Source organism: Ruegeria sp. AH3 (genome assembly GCF_056536265.1).
The window spans coordinates 3,120,900-3,143,218 of sequence record NZ_JBQFJL010000001.1; the positions used below are offsets into that span (position 1 = coordinate 3,120,900).

Annotated in this window: 29 protein-coding genes; 17 read left to right on the top strand and 12 right to left on the bottom strand. The window is 60.3% G+C overall.

Features of this window, described 5'->3' with window-relative positions; translation table 11 throughout:
* Positions 1-5: 5 nt before the first annotated feature.
* Both ACR3EM_RS15655 and ACR3EM_RS15660 read left to right on the top strand, forming a co-directional pair.
* Positions 6-1,103, top strand: a complete 1,098-nt coding sequence (locus ACR3EM_RS15655; protein WP_480471565.1) for an ABC transporter ATP-binding protein — start codon at positions 6-8, stop codon at positions 1,101-1,103.
* A gap of 108 nt (positions 1,104-1,211) precedes the next feature.
* Positions 1,212-2,021, top strand: coding sequence for a methyltransferase domain-containing protein (locus tag ACR3EM_RS15660; RefSeq protein WP_480471566.1), 810 nt, complete (start codon positions 1,212-1,214; stop codon positions 2,019-2,021).
* Between the two features lie 59 nt (positions 2,022-2,080).
* Here the strand turns inward: ACR3EM_RS15660 and ACR3EM_RS15665 are convergent, their stop codons facing one another.
* Together ACR3EM_RS15665 and ACR3EM_RS15670 are read right to left on the bottom strand one after the other, a co-directional pair.
* Entirely contained in the window at positions 2,081-2,689 is a 609-nt protein-coding gene (locus ACR3EM_RS15665; protein WP_480471567.1) for an MlaC/ttg2D family ABC transporter substrate-binding protein, read from the bottom strand.
* Positions 2,679-3,494: an MlaA family lipoprotein gene (locus ACR3EM_RS15670; RefSeq protein ID WP_480471568.1), complete on the bottom strand. Its 816-nt coding sequence runs from the start codon at positions 3,492-3,494 to the stop codon at positions 2,679-2,681. Before ACR3EM_RS15670 ends, ACR3EM_RS15665 begins: the two co-directional genes overlap by 11 nt.
* Before the next feature lie 296 nt (positions 3,495-3,790).
* Here ACR3EM_RS15670 and ACR3EM_RS15675 point away from each other — a divergent pair, with 296 nt between their 5' ends.
* From ACR3EM_RS15675 to ACR3EM_RS15690, 4 genes are read left to right on the top strand one after another with little or no spacing between them, the layout of a single operon-like run.
* Entirely contained in the window at positions 3,791-4,246 is a 456-nt protein-coding gene (locus ACR3EM_RS15675) for a RidA family protein (protein ID WP_480471569.1), read from the top strand.
* Entirely contained in the window at positions 4,243-5,013 is a 771-nt protein-coding gene (locus ACR3EM_RS15680) for a glycerophosphodiester phosphodiesterase family protein (RefSeq protein WP_480471570.1), read from the top strand. The genes ACR3EM_RS15675 and ACR3EM_RS15680 overlap by 4 nt, the downstream gene beginning before the upstream one ends.
* A 46-nt stretch (positions 5,014-5,059) precedes the next feature.
* Positions 5,060-6,247, top strand: a complete 1,188-nt coding sequence (locus ACR3EM_RS15685; RefSeq protein WP_480471571.1) for a GNAT family N-acetyltransferase — start codon at positions 5,060-5,062, stop codon at positions 6,245-6,247.
* Entirely contained in the window at positions 6,244-6,537 is a 294-nt protein-coding gene (locus ACR3EM_RS15690; RefSeq protein ID WP_480471572.1) for a 4a-hydroxytetrahydrobiopterin dehydratase, read from the top strand. The genes ACR3EM_RS15685 and ACR3EM_RS15690 overlap by 4 nt, the downstream gene beginning before the upstream one ends.
* Positions 6,538-6,542: 5 nt before the next feature.
* Here ACR3EM_RS15690 and ACR3EM_RS15695 read toward each other — a convergent pair whose 3' ends face one another.
* The 4 genes from ACR3EM_RS15695 to ACR3EM_RS15710 form a co-directional block, all read right to left on the bottom strand.
* Positions 6,543-6,854, bottom strand: a complete 312-nt coding sequence (locus ACR3EM_RS15695) for a hypothetical protein (RefSeq protein WP_480471573.1) — start codon at positions 6,852-6,854, stop codon at positions 6,543-6,545.
* 30 nt (positions 6,855-6,884) lie between these two features.
* Complete coding sequence (locus ACR3EM_RS15700; RefSeq protein ID WP_480471574.1) at positions 6,885-7,232, bottom strand: EF-hand domain-containing protein; 348 nt, start codon at positions 7,230-7,232, stop codon at positions 6,885-6,887.
* Between the two features lie 11 nt (positions 7,233-7,243).
* The gene (locus tag ACR3EM_RS15705; protein ID WP_480471575.1) at positions 7,244-7,489 is read right to left on the bottom strand and encodes a glycine zipper 2TM domain-containing protein; all 246 of its coding nucleotides are present in this window, start codon (positions 7,487-7,489) and stop codon (positions 7,244-7,246) included.
* 103 nt (positions 7,490-7,592) lie between these two features.
* Positions 7,593-8,078 (bottom strand): redoxin family protein, encoded by a 486-nt coding sequence (locus ACR3EM_RS15710; RefSeq protein WP_480471576.1) that lies wholly within the window; start codon positions 8,076-8,078, stop codon positions 7,593-7,595.
* 99 nt (positions 8,079-8,177) lie between these two features.
* Between ACR3EM_RS15710 and ACR3EM_RS15715 the strand changes: the two genes are divergently transcribed.
* From ACR3EM_RS15715 to ACR3EM_RS15730, 4 genes are read left to right on the top strand one after another with little or no spacing between them, the layout of a single operon-like run.
* A complete protein-coding gene (locus tag ACR3EM_RS15715) occupies positions 8,178-9,389 on the top strand; it encodes an NAD(P)/FAD-dependent oxidoreductase (RefSeq protein WP_480471946.1) in 1,212 nt (403 codons plus the stop codon).
* A complete protein-coding gene (gene rsmD / locus ACR3EM_RS15720) occupies positions 9,386-9,943 on the top strand; it encodes a 16S rRNA (guanine(966)-N(2))-methyltransferase RsmD (protein WP_480471577.1) in 558 nt (185 codons plus the stop codon). The genes ACR3EM_RS15715 and rsmD overlap by 4 nt, the downstream gene beginning before the upstream one ends.
* Position 9,944: 1 nt before the next feature.
* The gene (locus ACR3EM_RS15725) at positions 9,945-10,580 is read left to right on the top strand and encodes an HAD family hydrolase (RefSeq protein WP_480471578.1); all 636 of its coding nucleotides are present in this window, start codon (positions 9,945-9,947) and stop codon (positions 10,578-10,580) included.
* A 25-nt stretch (positions 10,581-10,605) separates the two neighbouring features.
* Positions 10,606-10,785, top strand: coding sequence for a hypothetical protein (locus ACR3EM_RS15730; protein ID WP_480471579.1), 180 nt, complete (start codon positions 10,606-10,608; stop codon positions 10,783-10,785).
* On the opposite strand, the gene map is transcribed toward ACR3EM_RS15730, so the two are convergent.
* Complete coding sequence (gene map, locus ACR3EM_RS15735) at positions 10,773-11,585, bottom strand: type I methionyl aminopeptidase (protein WP_480471580.1); 813 nt, start codon at positions 11,583-11,585, stop codon at positions 10,773-10,775. The genes ACR3EM_RS15730 and map overlap by 13 nt on opposite strands.
* Before the next feature lie 180 nt (positions 11,586-11,765).
* On the opposite strand from map, the gene ACR3EM_RS15740 reads away from it, so the two are divergent.
* Positions 11,766-13,424, top strand: coding sequence for a tetratricopeptide repeat-containing sulfotransferase family protein (locus ACR3EM_RS15740; RefSeq protein ID WP_480471581.1), 1,659 nt, complete (start codon positions 11,766-11,768; stop codon positions 13,422-13,424).
* A gap of 95 nt (positions 13,425-13,519) precedes the next feature.
* Here the strand turns inward: ACR3EM_RS15740 and sfsA are convergent, their stop codons facing one another.
* Positions 13,520-14,224 carry a DNA/RNA nuclease SfsA gene (sfsA, locus tag ACR3EM_RS15745; RefSeq protein WP_480471582.1) on the bottom strand — a complete coding sequence of 235 codons (705 nt, stop codon included), beginning with the start codon at positions 14,222-14,224 and terminating at the stop codon, positions 13,520-13,522.
* Positions 14,225-14,275: 51 nt separating this feature from the next.
* Here sfsA and ACR3EM_RS15750 point away from each other — a divergent pair, with 51 nt between their 5' ends.
* The 4 genes from ACR3EM_RS15750 to ACR3EM_RS15765 are packed head-to-tail and all read left to right on the top strand — an operon-like array spanning position 14,276 to position 17,187.
* A complete protein-coding gene (locus ACR3EM_RS15750) occupies positions 14,276-14,998 on the top strand; it encodes a competence/damage-inducible protein A (RefSeq protein WP_480471583.1) in 723 nt (240 codons plus the stop codon).
* Positions 14,995-15,705: a GNAT family N-acetyltransferase gene (locus ACR3EM_RS15755; protein WP_480471584.1), complete on the top strand. Its 711-nt coding sequence runs from the start codon at positions 14,995-14,997 to the stop codon at positions 15,703-15,705. The genes ACR3EM_RS15750 and ACR3EM_RS15755 overlap by 4 nt, the downstream gene beginning before the upstream one ends.
* A gap of 10 nt (positions 15,706-15,715) precedes the next feature.
* Entirely contained in the window at positions 15,716-16,288 is a 573-nt protein-coding gene (locus ACR3EM_RS15760) for a peroxidase-related enzyme (RefSeq protein WP_480471585.1), read from the top strand.
* Positions 16,285-17,187 (top strand): OmpA family protein, encoded by a 903-nt coding sequence (locus ACR3EM_RS15765; protein WP_480471586.1) that lies wholly within the window; start codon positions 16,285-16,287, stop codon positions 17,185-17,187. The genes ACR3EM_RS15760 and ACR3EM_RS15765 overlap by 4 nt, the downstream gene beginning before the upstream one ends.
* Before the next feature lie 64 nt (positions 17,188-17,251).
* Here the strand turns inward: ACR3EM_RS15765 and ACR3EM_RS15770 are convergent, their stop codons facing one another.
* Positions 17,252-18,157, bottom strand: a complete 906-nt coding sequence (locus ACR3EM_RS15770; RefSeq protein WP_480471587.1) for a LysR family transcriptional regulator — start codon at positions 18,155-18,157, stop codon at positions 17,252-17,254.
* Positions 18,158-18,385: 228 nt separating this feature from the next.
* Between ACR3EM_RS15770 and ACR3EM_RS15775 the strand changes: the two genes are divergently transcribed.
* Complete coding sequence (locus ACR3EM_RS15775) at positions 18,386-18,826, top strand: DUF4399 domain-containing protein (protein WP_480471588.1); 441 nt, start codon at positions 18,386-18,388, stop codon at positions 18,824-18,826.
* A 26-nt stretch (positions 18,827-18,852) separates the two neighbouring features.
* On the opposite strand, the gene ACR3EM_RS15780 is transcribed toward ACR3EM_RS15775, so the two are convergent.
* The 3 genes from ACR3EM_RS15780 to ACR3EM_RS15790 form a co-directional block, all read right to left on the bottom strand.
* On the bottom strand, positions 18,853-19,245 hold the full coding sequence (locus tag ACR3EM_RS15780; protein ID WP_480471589.1) for a hypothetical protein: 393 nt from the start codon (positions 19,243-19,245) through the stop codon (positions 18,853-18,855).
* On the bottom strand, positions 19,242-19,493 hold the full coding sequence (locus ACR3EM_RS15785; protein WP_480471590.1) for a hypothetical protein: 252 nt from the start codon (positions 19,491-19,493) through the stop codon (positions 19,242-19,244). Before ACR3EM_RS15785 ends, ACR3EM_RS15780 begins: the two co-directional genes overlap by 4 nt.
* A gap of 104 nt (positions 19,494-19,597) precedes the next feature.
* On the bottom strand, positions 19,598-21,625 hold the full coding sequence (locus tag ACR3EM_RS15790) for an FAD-dependent oxidoreductase (RefSeq protein ID WP_480471591.1): 2,028 nt from the start codon (positions 21,623-21,625) through the stop codon (positions 19,598-19,600).
* A 138-nt stretch (positions 21,626-21,763) separates the two neighbouring features.
* Between ACR3EM_RS15790 and ACR3EM_RS15795 the strand changes: the two genes are divergently transcribed.
* Positions 21,764-22,249: an RNA pyrophosphohydrolase gene (locus ACR3EM_RS15795; protein WP_480471592.1), complete on the top strand. Its 486-nt coding sequence runs from the start codon at positions 21,764-21,766 to the stop codon at positions 22,247-22,249.
* The last annotated feature ends 70 nt before the right edge of the window (positions 22,250-22,319 follow it).

Genomic DNA, 22,319 nt, shown 5'->3' on the forward strand with positions numbered 1-22,319 from the left:
GACCCATGGCTCCCATCCTTGATATCAACAAACTCTACAAGAACTACGGCGCGACCGAGATTCTGAAGGACATCAACATCTCGATCGATCCGGGCGATTTCCTGGTGCTGGTCGGCCCCTCGGGCTGCGGTAAATCCACCCTGCTGAACTGTATCGCAGGGCTGGAGGAGATCACCGGCGGGACGCTCTCCATCGGCGGCAACGACATGACCCATGTCAGCCCCAAGGACCGCGACATTGCGATGGTGTTCCAGTCCTATGCGCTCTACCCGACGATGACCGTGGCCAAGAACATCACCTTCGGTATGAAGGTGCGCGGGGTCGATCAGGCCACGCAGGAGGCCAAGCTCAAAGAGGTTGCCTCGCTGCTGCAGATCGAGCCGCTGCTCAACCGCCGCCCCAGCCAGCTTTCGGGCGGGCAGCGTCAGCGGGTGGCCATGGGCCGGGCGCTGGTGCGTGACCCCAAGCTGTTCCTGTTCGATGAGCCGCTTTCGAACCTCGACGCCAAGCTGCGGGTCGAGATGCGGACCGAGATCAAGAAACTGCACCAGACGCTGGATGCCTCCATCGTTTACGTCACCCACGACCAGATCGAGGCGATGACACTGGCGACCAAGATTGTGGTTCTGAAAGGCGGTGTCGTGCAGCAGATCGGCACCCCGGCCGAGATCTACAACAACCCGGCCAACCTGTTTGTGGCCGATTTCATGGGCTCGCCCGCGATGAACCTGATCCCGGCGCAAGCATCGAATACCGGCGCGGGGACGCAAATCGCCATTGCGTGCCCATCGGGTGAGACACTGGTGCTCAACGACGCGCGCGAACTGTCCCTGCCGCAAGACGTCATCCTCGGCCTGCGTCCTGAGGACATCGCTGAGGCCGGCTTCCGCGCCGGGGCGGGCGTGCAAGAGGCGGCCTGCATGGTCGATATGGTCGAACCTGCGGGTGCGGATACCTATGTGGTCTCGGAGCTGGGAGGCAAACAGGTCACCGCGCGCCTGCACGCCGAAACCAGCGCTCAGGCCGGGCATATGCTGAACCTCGCGTTCGACATGAGCAAGGTTTCGTACTTCGCCAAAGAAACGGGCGAGCGATTGAACTGAGAACGGGCAGGTCCGCAGCGTGATTGCTGCGGGCCACGCCTGAATGACAGATTCTGGCTGTAAGAGAGGGATCATGCTAGGGTGTGCGCTCACCAAGGGAGGCGCACAATGTCCGACCCCTATTCCGATCTGGCAGCGCAAGATATCTCTGTTCAGGAACGTATCGCCGAGGCGATGGAGGCCCGGTGTCTCGAACCTGCGCAAAAAGAGATCAGAGGCACTTATCTGAGCGATCTGTGTGTCCCAGCTGGCGGTTTTGCGGTCGAGCTGGGCTCCGGAACTGGCCACGTCACGCATGAACTGCTGTTGGTGCCGGGAGTTGAGCGCGCGCTTGGGCTCGAACCTTCGCCGGTTATGGTGGAGCGTGCGCGGAACAGCTTTTCCAGCGAAAGCCGCCTTGTTTTTGAAACTGGCGACGCCAAAGCAACTGGCCTTGAGGACAATTCAGTAGACCTTGTTCTGGCGCACACTTTGCTGTGCCACGTGCCTGGCCCCGAGGATGTCATTTCGGAAGCATTTCGCATTTTGAAGCCCGGCGGCATATTTGCGATTTGCGATGGGGATTATGACACTGCAACTGCCCAGATCGCCGATTATGATCCGCTGGATCAGCTTGTCCGCTTCATGATCAATCAGAACGTGACCAGTCTTTGGATCATGCGCCAGATCGGTGGGTTGCTGACGCAAGCCGGGTTTGAACTGGGCCGCCGCCGAGGGCATGGCTATGTGGCGGAAGGCGAAGCGACATATTTTCTGACGGTCATTGACCGCGGCGCAGACCGCATGGCGGAAACCGGGTTGCTACAACCTGAAACAGCGCAGGCGTTGAAGTCCGAAGCAAAGGCGCGCGTCGATGCGAGCCGTTTTTTCGGCTACATGTCCTATGTCAGCCAGATCGCGCGCAAGCCCGCTGCCTGAACATGAAAGCCGCCGCACGAACGGGTCGGGCGGCGGCCTGCGCAGAATAGCTACGCTTATCAGCTGGTCTTGTTCAAATCCTTGATCAGACGATTCAAATCACCGCCGCGCGCGTCCAACATGGCTCCGATCTCGGTGCGTTCGGTCAGTAGCAGGTTCACGCCTTCGATGAACATGTTGAAGAACTTGCCGCTGCCGGACTTGTCCGACACCAGGAAGGTTACCTCAAACGGAGAAGAGCCGCGCAGCTTGACCGAGGTGCGCACCTCGTAGCCTGCCTTGATCTTGCGGGCGTTGCGAACGGTGACCTCTCCGCCGATGAATTCGCGGAACCGGCGGCCGTATTTGCGCGAGATATAGCCCTGAAACGCGCGGGTGAACTGGCGCAGCTGGGCGGGCGAGGCGCTGCGGGCTTCGACACCCAGCGCATAGCGCGCCATGATTGGCACATCGCCATACTGAACAAAGATCTTCTCGAAATCGCGCAACATGGCGTTTTCGGATTTGCCCGAGGCGATCACCCGGTTGATGTCGGCGACCACCGAATTGACCAGTTGTGTGGCGCCCGCTTCGGTCAGCGCAAAGGCGGGCAGGGGCAGGGTCATCACCGTCAGCCCGGTCAGGGCAGTGGCGACAAACTGGCGTCGGTTCATCAGATTATTCGGCATAGGGGTCCTCGTAGGGGTCTAGGAAGGGGTCCCTGACAGGGTCGGTCCCGGTGTTTGCATAGGGATCGTCATACAGCCCGAGATAGGCGTCCTCATCGTCTCGTGCCAGTTCAAAACGACGATTTTGAAGATAGATTGTGCGGGCCTGCGCGTAACTGTCTGCACTTTCATAGAGAATCGAGTCGACCGTATCCGAGAAACGTCCACGATCCCCCATGCGCCGCACGACCTCGGCATAGACGCCCAGATTGTCCGCCGGGCGGGTGGGGCTGAAATTGATCGGGTTCGAGAACAGATTCACAATCACACCCACCGCATCGCGGGTGGTAGACGGGCCGTAGAAGGGCAGTTCGACATAGGCACCCTCGCCGAAGCCCCAGACATGCAGCGTCTCGCCGAAATCGGTATCGACGGGTGGCAGGTTCAGCTCATCCGCCGGGGCCGACAGGCCAAATCCGCCCACGGTCATGTTGATCACAAATCGCAGCAAAGCGTTGCCCATCTGTTTGGGGTTGCCCTGCAGAAGATAGTCAACTGCTTGACCCGGAAGGGAAATATTCTCGGCAAAGGTGCTGAAGCTTGTGACCATCGGGTCGGGCACGATCTTCACATACCCTTTCGAGGCCGGGCGAAACAGGAACCGGTCCACGCCCAGGTTGAACTTGTGAATGCCGCGGTTGGCGTTTTCGTAAGGGTCGAAAATCTCACCCCGGGCGGCGGCGTCCTGTGGCTGCGATGCGCAGGCGGACAAAGCCGTCAGGACGGCCAGAATGATCAGGTGCTTCAGGCGAATAGGGCTCGGCACGGTCTTCGTTACTCCAAAAATTGCCCGGTGGTGCTGCCGGGCCTTCAATCAATACGGCCTTTGCGGTCTCGGTGGTGCAATTGGTCTCACATAGACCTTTCGCAGGGAATTTGAAACAACAACTCGCGTTTACCCCAGCCGATAGGTCGGGGTAAAGTGACACGATATCAACACATCCTGAATAAGTGGAGAGGTGCCCAGATCGCGGGCAATCGGAAAAAAGCCGCTTTCCCGCTTTCCGAAGATGCGTTTCCCGGTTAGCGTCCGCCCGAGTCAAAATCTTGGAGACCCAATTCATGAGCATCGCAGCAAAACTGGACAGCCTTGGCATCACCCTGCCTGACGCACCCGCCCCGGCAGCCAATTACGTGCCTTTCGTGCGGATCGGCAACATTGTCTATATCTCGGGTCAGATCTCGAAAAATGAGGGTCTGATCACCGGCAAGCTGGGCGATGATATGGATGTCGAAGCAGGCGCAGCTGCCGCCAAGGTCTGCGCCATCAACCTGCTGGCTCAGGTCAAGGCGGCCTGCGGCGGTGATATCGACAAGCTGGTGCGTGTGATCAAGCTGACCGGTTTTGTGAACTCCACCGCCGATTTCACCGCGCAGCCGCAGGTCATCAACGGCGCCTCTGATTTCCTGGTCGAGGCGTTGGGAGAGGCGGGCCGCCACTCGCGTTCCGCTGTCAGCGCGGCTTCGCTGCCGCTTGGCGTAGCGGTCGAAATCGAAGGCATCTTCGAGGTTCAATGACCCCACCTCTGCCCTCTGAATTCCTGCACCGCCCGATCGCGCATCGGGCGTTGCACAATGTTTCGGATCAGCGGCCCGAAAACAGCCGGGCCGCGATTCGCGCAGCGATTGAGGCCGGATACGGGATCGAGATTGATCTGCAGTTGACCTCGGATGGCCGCGCGATGGTGTTTCATGATTACGACCTGAAACGCCTGACCGGCCAGTCCGGCCCGATTCAGCAGATCACCGCCGCGCAGGCGCAGGCCCTGCCTCTGCTACACTCGGATGGTGAAGGCATTCCGACCCTGGACGAAGTGCTTGATCTGGTCGCAGGCCGCGTGCCGCTGCTGATCGAGCTCAAAGATCAGGATGGTGCGATGGGCACGAATATAGGCGCGCTCGAAGCGGATACGGTGCGCGCGATGGAAGGCTATGGCGGGCCAGTGGCACTGATGTCGTTCAACCCAAACTCGGTTGCCGAGCTGGCGCGGATTGCGCCCGCATTGCCACGCGGCATCGTCACCTGTTCCTATGACCCGAAGGTCGAGCTGCTGCCCGCCAAGGTCTGTGATCATCTGCGCACGATCCCGGATTTCGACCGGGTCAAGGCCAGTTTCATCAGCCATGAAGCCGACGACCTGAACCGCCCCCGTGTCGCTGAGATCAAGGCGCAGGGCGTGCCGATCCTGTGCTGGACCGTCCGCTCGCACGAACAAGAGGCAGAGACTCGCAAGGTTGCCGATAATGTGACCTTCGAGGGATATTTGGCCGCGCATCCGGGTTGAACCGCGACCCGTCCGTCACAGATAAAGATCTAGGCGCGGAGGGCACATGGATCAGGCACAGATCGAGGTTCGGGTTCTGACATCGCTCTCGCAGATTGCCGCGAGCGACTGGGACAGTTGCGCCTGTCCCGAGACGGTCGAGGGGGGGCGACCACTTGATCCTTTCACCACGCACCGGTTTCTTTTGGCCCTCGAAGAAAGCGGCTCGGTCGGGCGCGGCTCGGGCTGGCAGCCGCAATACCTGACCGCCTATCTGGACGGGATGTTGATTGGCGCAGCGCCTATGTACGCAAAATCGCATTCTCAGGGCGAATATATCTTCGATCATAGCTGGGCCCATGCTTATGAGAGTGCGGGCGGGCAGTATTACCCGAAACTGCAGATCGCCGTGCCGTTCACGCCTGCGACAGGCCGACGCTTTCTGGTCCGGCCCGGTTATGACACCATCGGCATGTCGGCGCTGGTGCAGGGGGCGGTGCAGCTGGCCGCCGAAAATCGCGTCTCTTCCCTGCATGCCACCTTCTGTACCGAGGCAGAGGCTCTGGCCGGTGAACAAATGGGCCTCATGGTCCGGCATTCGCAGCAGTTTCACTGGCTCAACGACAATTATGCAGATTTCGACGGCTTTCTGGCCGCGCTGTCGTCGCGCAAGCGCAAGAATATCCGCAAGGAACGCGCGCAGGCCTGCGATTTCGGGGGCCAGATTCGCACAATCTCAGGGGATGATCTGCGCCCCGAGCATTGGGACGCGTTCTGGCGGTTTTATCAGGATACCGGAGCCCGCAAATGGGGTGCGCCGTATCTGACACGGCAATTCTTTGATATCGCTCAGGAAACCATGGCCGACGATATGGCCTTGGTGCTGGCTGAACGCAATGGTTACCCTGTCGCCGGCGCGTTGAACTTCATCGGACGGGAAACGCTCTATGGCCGCTATTGGGGATGTGTCGAGCATCACCCCTGCCTGCATTTCGAACTGTGCTATTATAGGGCGATCGACTTCGCCATTGCTGAAGGGCTGGCCCGGGTCGAAGCCGGGGCGCAGGGCGAGCACAAGTTGGCACGCGGTTATCTGCCAACCCGCACGCATAGCTTGCATTGGGTCGGTGATCCGGGCTTTGCTGATGCCGTACAGAAATATCTGGACGCCGAGGCCCACGCAGTGGGAGAAGAGATCGAGATTCTGACGGATTACGGCCCGTTCAGGAAATCGAACCCGGAGGAACAGCAATGACCGAACTTCTGTCTACCGAGACCCGCGGCCCGCTGCTGGACCCGCTGTTCAGGAATGGCTGGACCATGGTCGAGGACCGCGATGCAATCACCAAGACGTTTATCTTCGAAGATTTCGTGCACGCATTTGGCTGGATGACCCAGGTCGCGATCTTTGCCGAGAAGTGGAACCATCATCCGGAATGGTCCAATGTCTACCGCACGGTCGAGGTGACCTTGTCCACCCATGACGTGGGTGGCCTTTCGGCGCTGGACGCCAAGCTGGCGCGAAAAATGGACAGCCTGATCTAAGCGCCTCAGCCCCGGTCGGACTGCGACCCTGTGCCCCCGGCCAGCAAGGCGGCGGTGCCGAGTTCTCTGAACTCGGAAACCGTCACTGTGCCATCGGTGACATCGATATTACCGGGAATGCGGATCGTGCGACTGCCGATTGACCGGACGCTGCGGGCCGCCGGATTGATATCCAGACAGCGCGTTTCATAACAGGTCAGACCGCTGGTATTGATCTGGATGCGCGCCTGCCCGTCAGGGCCGGTGACAACCGGAGATTGTGGCACATCACAGGCCGCCAGAACCGCCATCGCCCCGATACCGACCCAAATACGCATGACACTCTCCCGCTTTTTCAAAGCCGGGTGTCAGTCCAACCGGCCATTGCCATCCTGATCCGCCGCCTCGAAATCGCGCTGCATTTGCGTGGCGTACTCAGCTTTGGAAATAAGGCTGTCGCCGTCGCGGTCAACCGCCTGAAACTGTTTGAGATCCAGAAACGGTTTGGCTTCACTCAGACCCAGAGTGCCGTTCTTGTCTTCGTCCATCGCCTGAAAGGCATAGTCCGAGAAGGCGTTGAACTCGTCCTGCGACAGGAAGCCGTCATTGTTGGTGTCGATGTTCTTCAACTCGGCCTCATTCAGTTCCGAGACGCTCTGAGCCCCTGCAGTCCCGGCCAGGGTCAGAGCAGTGATTACAATCAATATATGTTTCATCTTGGACCCTCTCAGCATGCATAGCGCTGGCCGGAAACGCCGCCAGCAGCGGCACCTGCCGCGGTCAGGATGGCTTTGCCCGACCCGCCGCCGAACTGATTGCCAATCGCACCACCAATCAGCGCGCCGCCCAGCGTGCCGCTGAGACACGCAATCTCATGCTGCCGGGCTGCCTGTTGCTGTGGGGTGGGGGCCGGGCCGCAGGCGGCAAGCGCGCCCGTTCCGGCAAGAAGTAGGGTGAGTAATTTCAAACGCATCAATCAACTCCCAAGCTATATGCGCCAAGTATTGGCGCATCGAAGCGTTGCATCAAGTTAATTGCGCTTTATGTGGCCCCGGCCGGACCGGGGCCTTGATGGGTCAGATCACCTCAAGCAGGCCTTCGCCTGCCGAGATTTCGCAAGTGCCGGGGCTTTCTTCCAGGTTGAGGGCGACGACTTTGCCGTCCTCAACCAGCATTGCATAACGTTTTGATCGCGCGATCAGGCCCACAGGCGGGGCGTCGAAATCCATGCCGATGGCCTTGGTGAACTCGGACGCCGCGTCTGCCAGCATGGTCAACCCGGCCGCTGTTGCGCCGGTGCTTTCTCCCCAGGCGCCCATTACGAATGGGTCGTTGACCGAGATGCAGATGATTTCCTCCACACCTTTGGCATCGAACTGGTCTTTGGTCCGCATGAAGCTTGGTACGTGCGCGGTTGTGCAGGTTCCGGTAAACGCACCGGGTACAGCAAAGATCACAACCTTGCGCCCTTTGGTCTTATCTGAAATCCGAACCTCTTCAGGGCCTTCGGCACCCATCTGGATCAGCGTGGCCTCGGGCAGCATGTCACCTGTTGCAATCATTTTTACGCTCCTGTCATTTGGATTTGCAGAGTCGGGCTTTGCCGCAATATAGGTGGTCGAAAGAAAGAGACCATGGATATTCTGCAGGGTGGGCACAACATGAGCCATATCGTCGTGATCGGGGCAGGGCAGGCCGGTGCTTCTTTGGTAGCACGGCTGCGCAAGGACGGATTTGAGGGCGACATCACCCTGATCGGAGCCGAGCCGCATCTGCCCTATCAGCGCCCACCTCTGTCCAAGGCGTATCTGCTGGGCGAGATGGAACTGGAACGCCTGTTCCTGCGGCCTGAGAGCTTCTATGCCGACAACAACATCACCCTGCGTCTGGGTCAGCGCGTCACGGCGATTGATCCGCAGGCCAAGACTGTAACGGTTGGCGATGAAGTCATCGCATATGACGAACTGGCGCTGACCACCGGGTCCGATCCACGCCGCCTGCCTGCGGCCATCGGTGGCGACCTTCAGGGCGTCCACGTGGTGCGCGACCTGGCCCATATCGACGAGATGGAGCCTCGCGTGACCGAAGGCGCACGCGCGCTGATCGTCGGGGGCGGTTATATCGGGCTTGAGGCCGCAGCGGTTTGCGCCAAGCGCGGGGTCAAGGTGACTCTGGTCGAGATGGCCGAACGCATCCTGCAGCGCGTCGCTGCGAAAGAGACCAGCGATTATTTCCGCGCGTTGCACAGCGAATACGGTGCCGACATTCGTGAGGGCGTCGGGTTGGATCGTCTGGTTGGTGAAAACGGCAAGGTGACGGGTGCTATTCTGACCGACGGCACCGAATTGCAGGTGGATTTCGTCGTGGTTGGCGTCGGCATTGCGCCGTCAACGCAACTAGCTGAACTGGCGGGGCTGGAATTGGACAATGGCATCAAGACCGACGCCCATGGCCGCACCTCGGATCCGACGATCTGGGCGGCGGGCGATTGCGCCTCGTTCCCGCATGGCGAAGGTCGTATCCGTCTGGAAAGCGTGCCCAACGCCATTGATCAGGCTGAGATTGTGGCCCAGAACATGCTGGGCGCGGCTAAGGATTACACCGCAACGCCGTGGTTCTGGTCGGATCAGTATGACGTCAAGCTGCAGATCGCCGGGCTGAACACGGGCTACGACCGCGTTGTGACTCGCAAGGGTGAAGGCGCGACGGTGTCCTTCTGGTATTACAACGGTGATCAGCTGATTGCGGTGGACGCGATGAACGACCCACGCGCCTATATGGTTGGCAAACGCCTGATCGATGCGGGCAAGACCGCTGATCCGGCGGTTGTGGCTGACCCGGATGCGGACCTGAAACCGTTGCTCAAAGCGTGAGGATCATCGCCGGAGATTTCCGGGGCCGGGCGCTTGCTTCGGTCGGCAAAGGCGATGCGGGCGCGCATCTGCGCCCCACCACCGACCGGGTGCGGGAAAGCCTGTTCAACGTCCTGACCCATCAGATCGACTTTGAGGGTTTGCATGTGCTCGACCTGTTTGCAGGAACCGGAGCGCTGGGGCTGGAAGCATTGTCGCGCGGTGCGGCCCATGTCACTTTCGTCGATGACGGGCGGGTCGCGCAGGGTTTGATCCGCAAGAATATCGACTTGACCGGAAGCCCGGGCCAGACCACGCTGATCCGCCGCGATGCGACCCGTCTGGGCGAGAATCCCGGCTCGGTCTGCGATCTGGTCTTCCTCGATCCACCCTATGGCAAATCTCTGGGCCAAAAGGCGCTCACTGCGGCCTTGCAAGGCGGCTGGCTGGCCGATGACGCCCTGATCGTGTGGGAGGAAAACGCCCCCATGCCTGCGCCCGAGGGCTTCACGCTGCACGATACGCGGAAATATGGCGACACGCATATTTCACTGATGTGGCGCATAGGGGGCTGAGATGCACGATCTGGTCATCTTCGATTGCGACGGCGTTCTGGTGGATAGCGAGGTCCGATCCAATCAGGTCATCGTCGACAATCTCGCAGGGTATGACCTGCATCTGTCCCTCGCCGAATGCATGTCCCTGTTTGTTGGCGGCACCATGACCGGTGTGCGTGACAAGGCGCGCAACCTCGGTGCGGATTTGCCGGATGACTGGGTCGATCAGATCTATGCCGAAACCTATGAGGCGCTGCGGGCAGGTACGCCGCTGGTCACAGGCATTCCGGAGCTGCTGGCGCAACTGGATGCGCAAGGCCTTCCATATTGTGTCGCCTCGAATGGCAGCCCTGACAAAATGCAAATCACATTGGGTCAGAACGGGCTGTGGGAGCGGTTCAGCAAGGTCAGTTTCTCGGCCCATGTGCTGGGAACCGGCAAACCGGATCCAACGCTGTTCCTGACCGCTGCGCAGCATTTCAATGCCAAATCCCCCGTTGTCATCGAAGACAGCGAAAACGGTGTCACCGCAGCCATCCGGGCCAATATGCGCTGCCTTGCCTATGCAGCCCACGATGACGGCGCGCGGCTGGCTGCGCTTGGGGCCGAGGTTTTCACGGACATGTCACAAGTGCCGGGGCTTTTGGGACTCTAACGCAAATACGTGCTATGGTCGCGCCATGGACCGCGCCATCACACCTCCGTTCTGGGCTTTCTCGACAGACAGCGACACCACGACCGGACCGCCGCCCAAGCCGATGCGCGCGCCGGTATTCATCCACGACGCGGTCATCCCGTGGCGGGATGAAACCTTGCTGCTGAAGCTGCTACGTGATCAGGCCGAAGATCAGGACGAATAAGTCGGGTGGTATTTCCCGCCCGGTGACAGGGTGAAAATCTCAACCCCGTCTGCGGTCACACCCACCGAATGCTCGAACTGCGCCGACAGCGACTTGTCGCGAGTCACGGCAGTCCAGTCATCGGACAGAGTCTTGGTTTCGGGGCGCCCCAGATTGACCATCGGCTCGATGGTAAAGAACATGCCCTCTTCCAGAACCGCGCCTGTACCCGGACGGCCATAGTGCAGCACGTTTGGTGGCGCGTGGAACACCCGGCCCAGCCCGTGGCCGCAGAAATCGCGGACAACGCTCATCCGGTGCGCCTCGACATAGGCCTGAATGGCGTGGCCGATATCGCCGAACGTATTGCCCGGCTTGACCATCTCGATGCCCTTGAACAGCGCGTCATGGGTCACCTGGATCAGACGTTCCGCCTTGCGCGGCAGTTTCCCAGCCACATACATGCGCGAGGTGTCGCCGAACCAGCCATCGACGATGACGGTGACGTCGATATTCAGGATATCGCCATCCTTCAGCTTTTTCTCACCCGGGATGCCGTGGCAGACCACATGATTCACGCTGATGCAGCTGGCGTGCTGATAGCCCTTGTAGCCGATCGTCGCCGAGGTCGCGCCTGCGTCCTCGACCATCTGGGTGATCAGCCCATCAATTGCGCCTGTGGTCTGACCCACAAACACATGCTCTGCGATGTCATCCAAAATCCGCGCAGCCAAGGCCCCTGCCGCGTGCATCCCGGCAAAGTCCCCCTGTTCATAGATGCGGATACCGTCTTTGGTCAGACGGCCACGATGCTCTTTCATCGACGCCAAGCTCCAAATATCTCGCGCAGCACTCTATTTACGATGCTTGTGCAGAAAGTTCCAGAGGTCTCAGCGTCACATGATTGATGCATCGGGCGTGATCATATGTGGACCCCCCCGCATCTATGATCTAGCACAGGGTGAACCAGAACATATGTGAAATGACGGAAGGGCAGGCAAATGCCGAAAGTGGACCAGCTGCGGGCTGAGATTGCCAGCATAACCGACCTGCTCAAGAAAGGTCGGCCCGACCGGGCTTTGAAACGGGCAACCAAGGCGGCCAAGAAATGGCCAAAGGTGGCGGCGCTTCCCCGGTTGGCGGGTCTTTGCGCGGTTCAGCAGCAAAACCCGAAAATGGCGCAGACTTATTTCCAGCGCGCCTGGCGAATGGACCCCGGTAATGCGGACCTGATTCAGAACTACGGGCTGAGCCTGATTCAGGCCGGCGACTCGGCGGATGCGGTGCGGTTCATCGACAAGATCGCGGCGCGGGCACCTCTGACGCCACAACAGCAGTTTCTGCGGGCCATGGCGTTGCTGCGCGAACATCAGGGTGAACAGGCGCTGATCGCGATTGACGAGGTTATCGCGGGGCAACCCAACCATCTGGAGGCGCACTGCCTCAAAGCGGATATCCTGGATGAGCTTCACCGGTGGGAAGACGCCATTGGCGCGCTCACCACCCTGACCGAAGAACACCCGAAGTTCCACTTTGGCCATTTGCGCCTGACCCGATCGCTGGTCGGTGTCGGGCGACTGGACGAGGCGCTGGAGCGCGCGCGCATTGCCTTCAAGCTGACCCCTTCTGATCGTGAAACGCTCGAATTGATGACCACGCTGCCGGGGCTTACGGCGGATGATCTGTCCTCGCTCAAGGTGCAGATTTCGTTGCTGATCAAGCAACAGCCCACGGCAAATCCGCAGGGTGACGCAATGGTGCAGTTTGCGGCTGCGACGCTGGCCCGCAAGGACAAGGACCAAGCGTCCGAGCTGCAGCATTTGGATCAGGCCCACCGCCTGCTGAGCGAAGATTTCCAAGGATGGGAGGAGCGTAGCGCGCAGGCTTTCCATAAGCGTCTCGCTGCGCCTCTGCCTGCCGCTGCCCCCGGCCCGCGCCCCGATATACCACGTCCGATTTTCGTGGTCGGTCTTCCGCGGTCTGGCACAACGCTGTTTGAGCGGATCTTGTCCGCGCATTCCGGCGTTCAGGGGTTGGGCGAACTTGCAAGCGTTGATAACTGGGCCAGAAAATCCAGCCCGTCAGACTTGAAAAAGGCCGATACCCTTGCACAGTTCTACGTCGACCATTTGCCTGAGTTGAGCGTGGGTCTGACGGCTTTTGTGGACAAGGCGCCCGGGAACTATGCCTATCTCGGGGCCATCGCGCAGGCCTTTCCGGATGCGCTAATCCTGAATGTCGCCCGTGACCCCCGGGACATTGCCCTGTCGATGTGGCGTGCCCATTTCGGGGCTGGTGGATTGTATTTCACGCATGATTTCAAATGGATGGCAGCCGAGGCCAACCGATATCGCCGCTATATCGACCACTGGCAGAACCTGTTGCCGGGGCGCGTCCACACCATCCGCTACGAGACGCTTGTCAGCGATCTGGAGGCCTCTGTTTCCGAGCTTGCGGCGCTTTGCGATCTGCCGTTCGAAGAGGCGATGTTGTCACCGCAAAGCTCGACAGATGCCGTCAGAACCGCAAGCGAACTGCAGGTCAGGCGAGCAGTCACGACATCTTCGGTTGGACGTTGGAGAACGGTCGGAGACCATTTTGCCCCCTTCACAAACGCACTCGATGCCGAGCTATGGCCCGAGCTTGCGACCGATCCCTGATCAAGTCTCATGAATTGCGGCCGCCGACATGGGGCACAGAAATGTGACGACGCTCGGGTGCGCAAACGCCCCGAGGTCGCGGTCAAACGGTTCACCTATGCCGGAACGGCCAGATTCTGCGCGGGATCAACCCAGACCCCTTCCGGCGTGATCCGGGTGCCGACGATCAGACGCTCAACGCCTGTTGCGGCATCGAACGCGGCGGCATAGGCCGGGTCGATATCCGCAGCCAGCGAAAACCGATCGCAATCGGTGCGTTGCACCAGATACAGCATGATTGCCCGGTGCCCCTGCGCGGCCATCGCCGCCAGTTCGCCCAGATGTTTGGTGCCCCGGGCGGTGATGCTGTCGGGGAATTCGGCCAGTCCGGGCTGGCGCGACAGGGTGACGCTTTTGACCTCGACATAAGCGTCCGGCAGGCCCGGCTGGGTCAGCAGGAAATCGATGCGGCTGTTTTCGCCGTATTTCACCTCGGGACAAACGGTTTCATAAGCGGCCAGTTCCGGGATATCGCGTGCCTCAAGCGCGGCGCGCAGCGCCTTGTTCGGGACCGAAGTGTCAACGCCGGTGAAATGTCCGTTCTCATGATCGACCAGCCGCCAGCCGTATTTCAGCTTTTTCTTTGGATCATCATTGGGTTCCAGCCAGATTTTCTCACCCGGTTCCGCCAGACCCATCATTGATCCGGGATTGGCGCAATGGGCAGTGACCTCTCGCCCGTCCTCCAACGTGCAATCAGCGAGAAAGCGTTTGTAGCGGCGGATCAGGCGGGCGGGGACAAGGGGGGTTTCAAATCGCATGGCCAAGGGCCTATACCTGCCCTAAGGGCCGATCAAGAGGGAGGGCGCGCCATGGCCAATCCAACCGCTGCAATGCTTGTGATCGGGGATGAGATCCTGTCGGGCCGCACCCGCGACGCCAACATGCATTACCTGGCCGGGGAACTGACCAAACAGGGCATCGACCTGAAAGAGGTACGGATCGTCAGCGACGACGCCCCGGCGATCGAGGCCGCGGTCAAGGCTCTGTCCGAAACCTATGACAATGTCTTTACCAGCGGCGGCATCGGCCCGACCCATGACGATATTACAGCCGATTGCATCGCGCGCGCCTTTGGGGCGCATATCGATATCCGCGCCGATGCCCGCGCATTGCTTGAGGCGCATTACGACAAATCGGGGTTGGAACTGAACGCGGCCCGGCTGCGGATGGCGCGTATCCCCGATGGCGCTGCCTTGATCGACAACCCGGTTTCGACCGCGCCGGGGTTCACGCTTAGAAATGTGCATGTGATGGCCGGGGTCCCATCGGTCTTTCGCGCCATGGTCGCCAGCGTGCTGCCTGCGCTGACCGGCGGCAGCCCGCTCTTGTCCCAGACCCTGCGCGTGGATCGCGGCGAGGGTGACATCGCGGCAACGTTGGCCGTGCTGGCCGAGGATTTCGACGATCTCTCGATCGGCTGCTATCCGTTTCAGATCAACGGCGTCTTTGGGGCCAATGTCGTGGTGCGCGGCATCGAAGGCGGGCGCATCGACGCCGCCATCACCCGTCTCGCAAAAGAGCTTGAGCTTTGAGCGTCAACTGGTCTGAAGTCGTTGACGGCACATGGCCCGCCGCCGGGTTTGAAACGCTGGGGCCGTTCAGATTGCGCAAGGGGCAGGGTGGCGGCTCACGCGTGTCCGCGGCCAGCCTTGTCGGCGATATGACGGACGCAGATATCGACGCCGCCGAGGCCGCGATGCAGGCCATGGGCCAGAAACGGATCTTTTGCCTCCGGCCGGGGGATGAGGCGCTGGACGCACAGCTTGCCGCGCGTGGCTACGATATCCTCGACCCGGTCAACATCTATACCTGCCCGGCAGAACAGCTGACCGCTACTCCGATCCCACGCGTGACCGTGTTCAACATCTGGGAACCACTGGCGATCATGCGCGAGATCTGGGCGCAGGGCGGGATCGGGCCAGAGCGTCTGGCCATCATGCACCGGGCGCCGGGGCCGAAGACGGGCCTCTTGATGCGCCACAGCGATCAGCCTGCGGGGACCGGCTTTGTTGCGATCCATGAAGGCGTCGCCATGGTGCACGCGCTGGAAATCCTGCCGGACCATCGCCGTCAGGGCATGGGGGGATGGGCCATGCGTGCTGCGGCTTTCTGGGCGCTGGACAATGGCGCCGAGACCCTTAGCGTGATTTGCACAAAGGCGAATGCGGGGGCCAACGGGCTCTACCACGCGCTGGGGATGGAGATCGCCGGAGAATATCACTACCGGCATTACGTTTGAGGAGAGTGAAGTGACCACGCAGGACCTGCCCACCGCCCTGAATCTGGCTCAGATGGACCCTCTGCCACCAGAGACGCAGAAGTATTTTGATATCTGTGTCGAAAAGCTGGGCATGGTGCCCAATGTGTTGCGGGCCTATGCGTTCGACGTCGAAAAGCTGAGTGCATTCACGGCGATGTATAACGATCTGATGCTGGCCGAGAGTGGCTTGTCCAAATTGGAGCGTGAGATGATCGCGGTTGTCGTCTCGTCCATCAACAAATGTTTCTATTGCCTCGTGGCCCATGGCGCGGCGGTGCGACAGCTTTCCGGCGATCCACAATTGGGTGAGATGCTGGTGATGAACTACCGCGTCGCACCATTGGATGACCGCCAGCGCGCGATGCTCGATTTCGCCGCCAAAATGACCTCGGCCAGCACTACGATCGAAGAACCCGATCGCCAGCGTCTGCGCGATGCAGGGTTCAGCGACCGGGATATCTGGGACATCGCCAATGTGGCCGGTTTCTTCAACATGACCAACCGCGTGGCCAGCGCCACCGCGATGGTCCCGAACCCCGAGTATCACGCCCAGTTCCGATGATCCGCTGCCTCTCTCTATTCTTTGTCCTTCTGGCGGGAACCGCCTTCGCGCAGGAGCTTGTCCTGCCCAGCAGCGCCCGTCAAATCAGTGAACGGATCAGCTCGCTCGACAGCTATGATCTGCCCACTGGCGTGTTTGCCGATGGCGCGGTGCCCGTGCAAACGGTCGAGGGGCGGGTGGAGCGCCTGACATGGCGCTTGCAGGCCGGGTCCAGCACGACGCTGCAGATCCTCGCCCCGCTGCGCGATCAGCTGCAGGCGCAGGGCTATGACATCACCTTCGAATGCGAGGCGCGCAATTGCGGCGGCTTCGATTTTCGCTTTGGCACCGAGGTCGTGCCGACCCCTGACATGTATGTGGCGATCCACGATTATCGTTTTCTTTCCGCCACCAAGGGTGACGACGCGCTGAGCCTGTTGGTCAGCCGTAATGAGCCCGACGGCTATGTGCAGATGATCCGCGTGACGCCTGTCGGAACCCAGCCTGCGCCACCTTTGGTGATCGAGGAAGCTGCCGACAGTACGACCGGTCTGTTGAGTGAGCTCAGCCAGAACGGTCACGTGATCCTTGACGATCTGCATTTCCGGACCGGCGAGGTTGCATTGGGCGAGGGGCCTTTTACCTCGCTGAGCCTGCTTGCGGACTATCTGACCGACAATCCGCAGGTCCGTCTGGCGTTGGTCGGGCACACCGATGATACCGGCGCGCTGCAGGCCAATATTACGGTCAGCATGAAGCGTGCCGACGCGGTTCGGTCCCGCCTGATCGAGGCGCACGGCATCGCCGCCGACCGGATCGAGGCAGAGGGCGCGGGTTATCTCGCCCCCATCACCTCGAACGCGACACCCGAGGGGCGCGACATCAACCGCCGGGTCGAGGCCGTATTGCTGATCAACTGATCCCTGAAACAAAAAAAGACCCGCGCTTTTCAGCACGGGCCACCGAGGTACTTCAGGGAGAATTCTACCAGTCCATCGCGCCTTTTTCAGCATAGGCGTCGACAAGAAAATCAATGAATGCCCGAACCTTGGGCTGGGTGAAGCGGCCTGGCGGGTAAACGGCATAGATGCCCTGAACCTCATCCGGCAGTGACGGCATGGCGTCCACAACCTCACCCGACTTCAGCGCGTCAGCATAGAGATAGCTGGGCAGATGCGCGATCCCCAGGCCCGAAATGGCGGCATTCAGCAGCGATTGCCCGTCATTCACGCTCAACCACCCGGCGGTGCGCACCTGACGCTTTTCACCCGACGGCGCGGTGAGTTTCCAGACACTGCCCGAAGACTGGCTGGAATAATGCAGCAGCTTGTGTTCGTTCAGATCGTCGATCTTTTGCGGGCGGCCGAACTGTTCGATGTATTTCGGCGATGCGACCAGACGTTTGACCGTCTCGGTCAGCTTACGGGCGCGCAGGGTGCTGTCCTCCAGCTCTCCGATACGCACGGCCACATCAAACCCTTCCGAGATCAGTTCCACATAGCGGTTGTTGAGCACCATATTCACAGTGATCTCGGGATAGGCAGACAGGAAATCCGACAGTACCGGCGACAGATGATTGACGCCGAAATCCGTTGCCACACTGATCCGCAGTAGACCAGAGGGCGCCGATTGCATCGAGGTCACCAGCGCATCCGCTTCGCCCGCGTCATTCAGAACGCGACGGGCGCGGTCATAGTAGGCCAGTCCAATCTCGGTCGGTGATACACGGCGTGTGGTGCGGTTCAGCAGCCTCGCACCCAGCCGCGCCTCAAGGCTCGACACGTGTTTGGAAACGGCCGATTTGGAGATGCCCATTTTTTTGGCCGCGTCGGTGAAACCCCCTTGGTCCACCACGTTGGAAAAGGCCTCCATTTCGGTCAGTCGATCCATTCTCGTTCCCCAGGTCTTCTGTTCGTTGTCTCTTTATTGCGATCAATCTGGGCGAGAACTGGGCAGACATGGGATAATATCAGGGTTTTGAATCGGATCGTTTGCGACTGGGAAACGCCGAAATGGGCAGGAGCCAACCTGTGGGTTTATGCGCAAATCCCCGATTTCTGGACTTTTTCCCAATCGTGCTATGATCAGGATGGCATTTTTGTGACCAAGGAGGAGAGTATGAAAGCCTATTTCACAGCCGCCATCCTGAGTCTTGCAGCAACCCTTTCCTGGGCCGCGGGTGAGACGCCCGCGAACCCCGATGCGAAGGTCTATTTCGTCAACCTGTCTGACGGGGATACGGTGCAATCACCCGTCACGATTGTATTCGGCCTCAGCGGTATGGGCGTCGCGCCAGCCGGAACCGAGGCTGAAAACACCGGCCACCACCACTTGTTGATTGATCGCCCTCCGCTGGGGCAGGGCGAGGACGGTGCGGATGAGCTGGCTTACGGCCTGCCCGCCGATGAAAACCACATGCATTTCGGCGGCGGCCAGACCGAGGTGACATTGGACATGGAGCCCGGCGCACACACGCTGCAGCTGGTTCTGGGCGATGCGGGCCACGTGCCCCACGCAACGCCAATCATGTCCGAAGTGATCACGATCAACGTCGAGTAGGCGTCTCGCGCTCTACCCGATGCCGGTTATGCGGCGATGGGCAGCAGGAACACGCCACGGGCAAGGTCGGAGTCCAGACGGTCGTTCGAATACCATTGCTTCAGCACGGATTTGGACATCAGATCCGGGTTGGCCGATACAAAATCCTCAAAACCGGCGGCCTGAGTGCCGGCCATACGCTCGGCAATCAGGCTCATGAACGCGTATGTGATCGTCAGATTGAATTTCATCGGGGCACCGGCCTTGGCGGCCAGCGTCCGAATGCCTTTAGCGTATGTCGCCGCCGCATCGATGAAGTCATATTTGCGCAACAGATCATAGGCCACCCGTACATGTTCTGCATGACCGAAGGTACTGTTGTCGATGGAATGTGCTTCAAATGCGCGGGTGATGTCGGCGCATTGGCCTGAGTCATTCATTCTGTATCCTCCTTGAAGTTGTGGCTGTCCTCGGCGGTCCATTCCAGTTCGTAAACGCTTTTTAGCTGTTTGATTTTCTCAAGCGTTTCTTCGGAAAACGGTGGTTTGTTTTCAAAACTGTGCAGCGCAATGCCCTCAACCAGATCACCAAGAGACATGTCCAGCGACTCCGCCAGCCCTTTGAGGACTTTCAGCAGCCGCTTTTCGATTCGAATTCCAGTCTGGGTGCGTTCAATCTTTTTACTCATATGGTACATATGTACATAGACAACATCAGAGTCAACTGCGCAAAAAAAGGCCGCTTCCTGAGAAGCGACCTCCGAGAGCGAAGCGCTCTAGTGCTGCCTTTACATCAAAACGTCGCCGCCAGCCGCGTGCCCTGATTGATCGCGCGTTTCGCGTCCAGTTCGGCGGCCACATCCGCGCCGCCGATCACGTGACAGGCGATCCCGCGTTCGCTCAGTTCATCGGCCAGCGACCGGTCCGAGACCTGTCCGGCGCAGAGCACTATCGTATCTGCCGCAATCACCGTCGGATCGTCGCGGGTTTCGCCAAAGCTGACATGCAGGCCGTCCTCATCGATGCGTTCGTAATTCACGCCGCCCACGAAATTGACGTCCTTCATCTTGAGCGTCGCCCGGTGAATCCAGCCCGTCGTCTTGCCCAGCCCTTTGCCGTGCCGCTGTGCCTTGCGCTGCAACAACGTGACCTGGCGGGCCGGGGCCGCAGGTTGCGGTCCCTCCGGTGCCAGGCCCGAACGGTGTGCCTCGGGGTCGGTCACGCCCCATTCCCTCATCCACAGCGGCAGGTCGGTGGCGGGGCTGTGCCCGTCCTCCAGCAGGAACTCGGACACGTCAAAACCAATCCCGCCCGCGCCGATCACGGCGACGGATTTGCCAACCTCGGCCTTGCCGCGCAGCACGTCGATATAGCTGAGGACTGAGTCGCGCTCCTGCCCTGGAATCTGCGGATCGCGTGGGGTGACACCGGTGGCGATGACCACTTCGTCAAAGCCGGTCAGATCATCGGCACCGACCTCGCGGTTCAGTTCAACGGTCACACCCAGATCGTCCATCATGGTGCGATACCAGTCGACCAGTCCCCAGAACTCCTCTTTCCCCGGCACCTGCTTGGCCATGTTCAACTGGCCGCCAATCTCAGCGGCGCGGTCGAACAGGGTGACAGCATGGCCGCGCTGGGCCGCTGTCATCGCAGTGGACAGACCAGCCGGACCGGCACCGACAATGGCCACGGTCTTGGGCGCCTCGGCCTTGCCGATCACCAGCTCCGTCTCATGACAGGCGCGCGGGTTCACCAGACACGAGGTCAGTTTGCCCCCGAACGTATGATCCAGACAGGCCTGATTGCAGGCAATGCAAGGCGCGATCTTCGCGGCCTCGCCCGCAATCGCCTTGTTGACGAAATCCGCATCCGCCAGCATGGGCCGCGCCAGAGAAACCATATCGGCGCATCCGGTCGATAGAACTTCTTCGGCCACTTCCGGCGTGTTGATCCGGTTCGAGGTGATCACCGGGATCGAAACCTTGCCCATCAGTTTCTTGGTCACCCATGCGAACGCCGCACGCGGGACGCTGGTGGCGATGGTCGGTATCCGCGCCTCGTGCCAGCCGATGCCGGTGTTGATGATCGTCGCCCCGGCCCGCTCGATCCGCTGCGCCAGCTCCACCACTTCCTCATGGGTCGAGCCATTGGGCACCAGATCGATCATCGACAGGCGATAGATGATGATGAAATCGGTGCCCACGGCTTCGCGTGTACGTTGCACAACTTCGATAGGCAGGCGCATCCGGTTTTCATAGGACCCGCCCCAGCGATCCTCACGCTTGTTGGTATGGTTCACCAGGAACTGGTTCAGGAAATACCCCTCGGACCCCATGATCTCGACCCCGTCATAGCCCGCCCGCTGCGCCAGAACAGCGGCGTTGACGATGTCGGCGATCTGCTTCTCGATCCCGTCCTCGTCCAACTCATGCGGCGGGAAGGGCGAGATCGGAGATTTCACCGGGCTCGGCGCCACGCATTTCGGCCCATAGGCATAGCGCCCCGCGTGCAGAATCTGCATCGCGATCTTGCCACCGGCCCCATGCACACGGTCGGTCACGATGGAATGGTTCGCCACATCCTTCTCGGTGGTCATCATTGACGCCCCCGGCAGCACCGAGCCCTCAAGGTTCGGACCAATCCCGCCCGTCACCATCAGCGCCACACCCCCACGTGCCCGGTCGGCATAGAACTCGGCCACCCGGTTCCAGTCGCCGGTCTCTTCCAGCCCGGTATGCATCGACCCCATCAGCACCCGGTTTTTCAGAGTGGTAAAGCCCAGATCCAGCGGGGCCAGCATGTTTGGGTACGCGGTCATGGCGAAACTCTCCCTCCCGATTTCGAGGGCTAGATTGACCTCCGCGTCATCTTTGTCACGCGAAACCTAACGTCATTCCCTTTGCCTTCGGCGCGCCAGTTGCTAGAGACGCTGCAAAGCTTGTTCACGAGGCCGCACATGACCCCTGATGAGATCGCCAAACTGCCCTATCGCCCTTGTGTCGGGCTGATGCTGATGAATGCCGAAGGCAAGATCTTTGTCGGCCAGCGCAATGACCGTCACAAAGACGCATGGCAGATGCCACAGGGTGGTGTAGACAAGGGTGAAGACCCGCGCGACGCGGCCCTGCGTGAGCTTTGGGAAGAAACTGGCGTGACCGCCGATCTGATCGAAATCATCGCCGAGACCGACGGCTGGCTGCCCTATGATCTGCCCCACGATATCGTGCCGAAAATCTGGAAAGGCCGCTTTCGCGGGCAAGAGCAGAAATGGTACCTGATGCGCTTCAAGGGCCGTGACGATCAGATCAACATCGCCACCGATCACCCCGAGTTCACCCAATGGAAATGGCAGGACCCCGCGCGCCTGACCGCCGAAATCGTGCCCTTCAAGCGCGAGGTCTATGAACAGGTGGTCGCGGCATTTGCAGAACACCTGCGCTGATCACCCTAACCTCATGACCTGACAACTTGCCGTGAGTGGCGTAGCGCTGGGCCACATGCCTCCCTAGCCT

Coding starts and splice junctions, on each gene's coding strand:
- ACR3EM_RS15775 (WP_480471588.1), top strand. CDS start 18,386: ATGAAAGCCTATTTCACAGCCGCCATCCTGAGTCTTGCAGCAACCCTT.
- ACR3EM_RS15660 (WP_480471566.1), top strand. CDS start 1,212: ATGTCCGACCCCTATTCCGATCTGGCAGCGCAAGATATCTCTGTTCAG.
- ACR3EM_RS15785 (WP_480471590.1), bottom strand. CDS start 19,493: ATGAGTAAAAAGATTGAACGCACCCAGACTGGAATTCGAATCGAAAAG.
- ACR3EM_RS15710 (WP_480471576.1), bottom strand. CDS start 8,078: ATGATTGCAACAGGTGACATGCTGCCCGAGGCCACGCTGATCCAGATG.
- ACR3EM_RS15685 (WP_480471571.1), top strand. CDS start 5,060: ATGGATCAGGCACAGATCGAGGTTCGGGTTCTGACATCGCTCTCGCAG.
- ACR3EM_RS15730 (WP_480471579.1), top strand. CDS start 10,606: ATGGACCGCGCCATCACACCTCCGTTCTGGGCTTTCTCGACAGACAGC.
- ACR3EM_RS15765 (WP_480471586.1), top strand. CDS start 16,285: ATGATCCGCTGCCTCTCTCTATTCTTTGTCCTTCTGGCGGGAACCGCC.
- ACR3EM_RS15770 (WP_480471587.1), bottom strand. CDS start 18,157: ATGGATCGACTGACCGAAATGGAGGCCTTTTCCAACGTGGTGGACCAA.
- ACR3EM_RS15740 (WP_480471581.1), top strand. CDS start 11,766: ATGCCGAAAGTGGACCAGCTGCGGGCTGAGATTGCCAGCATAACCGAC.
- ACR3EM_RS15790 (WP_480471591.1), bottom strand. CDS start 21,625: ATGACCGCGTACCCAAACATGCTGGCCCCGCTGGATCTGGGCTTTACC.
- ACR3EM_RS15750 (WP_480471583.1), top strand. CDS start 14,276: ATGGCCAATCCAACCGCTGCAATGCTTGTGATCGGGGATGAGATCCTG.
- ACR3EM_RS15695 (WP_480471573.1), bottom strand. CDS start 6,854: ATGCGTATTTGGGTCGGTATCGGGGCGATGGCGGTTCTGGCGGCCTGT.
- ACR3EM_RS15655 (WP_480471565.1), top strand. CDS start 6: ATGGCTCCCATCCTTGATATCAACAAACTCTACAAGAACTACGGCGCG.
- ACR3EM_RS15665 (WP_480471567.1), bottom strand. CDS start 2,689: ATGCCGAATAATCTGATGAACCGACGCCAGTTTGTCGCCACTGCCCTG.
- ACR3EM_RS15700 (WP_480471574.1), bottom strand. CDS start 7,232: ATGAAACATATATTGATTGTAATCACTGCTCTGACCCTGGCCGGGACT.
- ACR3EM_RS15780 (WP_480471589.1), bottom strand. CDS start 19,245: ATGAATGACTCAGGCCAATGCGCCGACATCACCCGCGCATTTGAAGCA.
- ACR3EM_RS15680 (WP_480471570.1), top strand. CDS start 4,243: ATGACCCCACCTCTGCCCTCTGAATTCCTGCACCGCCCGATCGCGCAT.
- map (WP_480471580.1), bottom strand. CDS start 11,585: ATGAAAGAGCATCGTGGCCGTCTGACCAAAGACGGTATCCGCATCTAT.
- ACR3EM_RS15795 (WP_480471592.1), top strand. CDS start 21,764: ATGACCCCTGATGAGATCGCCAAACTGCCCTATCGCCCTTGTGTCGGG.
- ACR3EM_RS15690 (WP_480471572.1), top strand. CDS start 6,244: ATGACCGAACTTCTGTCTACCGAGACCCGCGGCCCGCTGCTGGACCCG.
- ACR3EM_RS15675 (WP_480471569.1), top strand. CDS start 3,791: ATGAGCATCGCAGCAAAACTGGACAGCCTTGGCATCACCCTGCCTGAC.
- ACR3EM_RS15725 (WP_480471578.1), top strand. CDS start 9,945: ATGCACGATCTGGTCATCTTCGATTGCGACGGCGTTCTGGTGGATAGC.
- ACR3EM_RS15715 (WP_480471946.1), top strand. CDS start 8,178: ATGAGCCATATCGTCGTGATCGGGGCAGGGCAGGCCGGTGCTTCTTTG.
- ACR3EM_RS15705 (WP_480471575.1), bottom strand. CDS start 7,489: ATGCGTTTGAAATTACTCACCCTACTTCTTGCCGGAACGGGCGCGCTT.
- sfsA (WP_480471582.1), bottom strand. CDS start 14,224: ATGCGATTTGAAACCCCCCTTGTCCCCGCCCGCCTGATCCGCCGCTAC.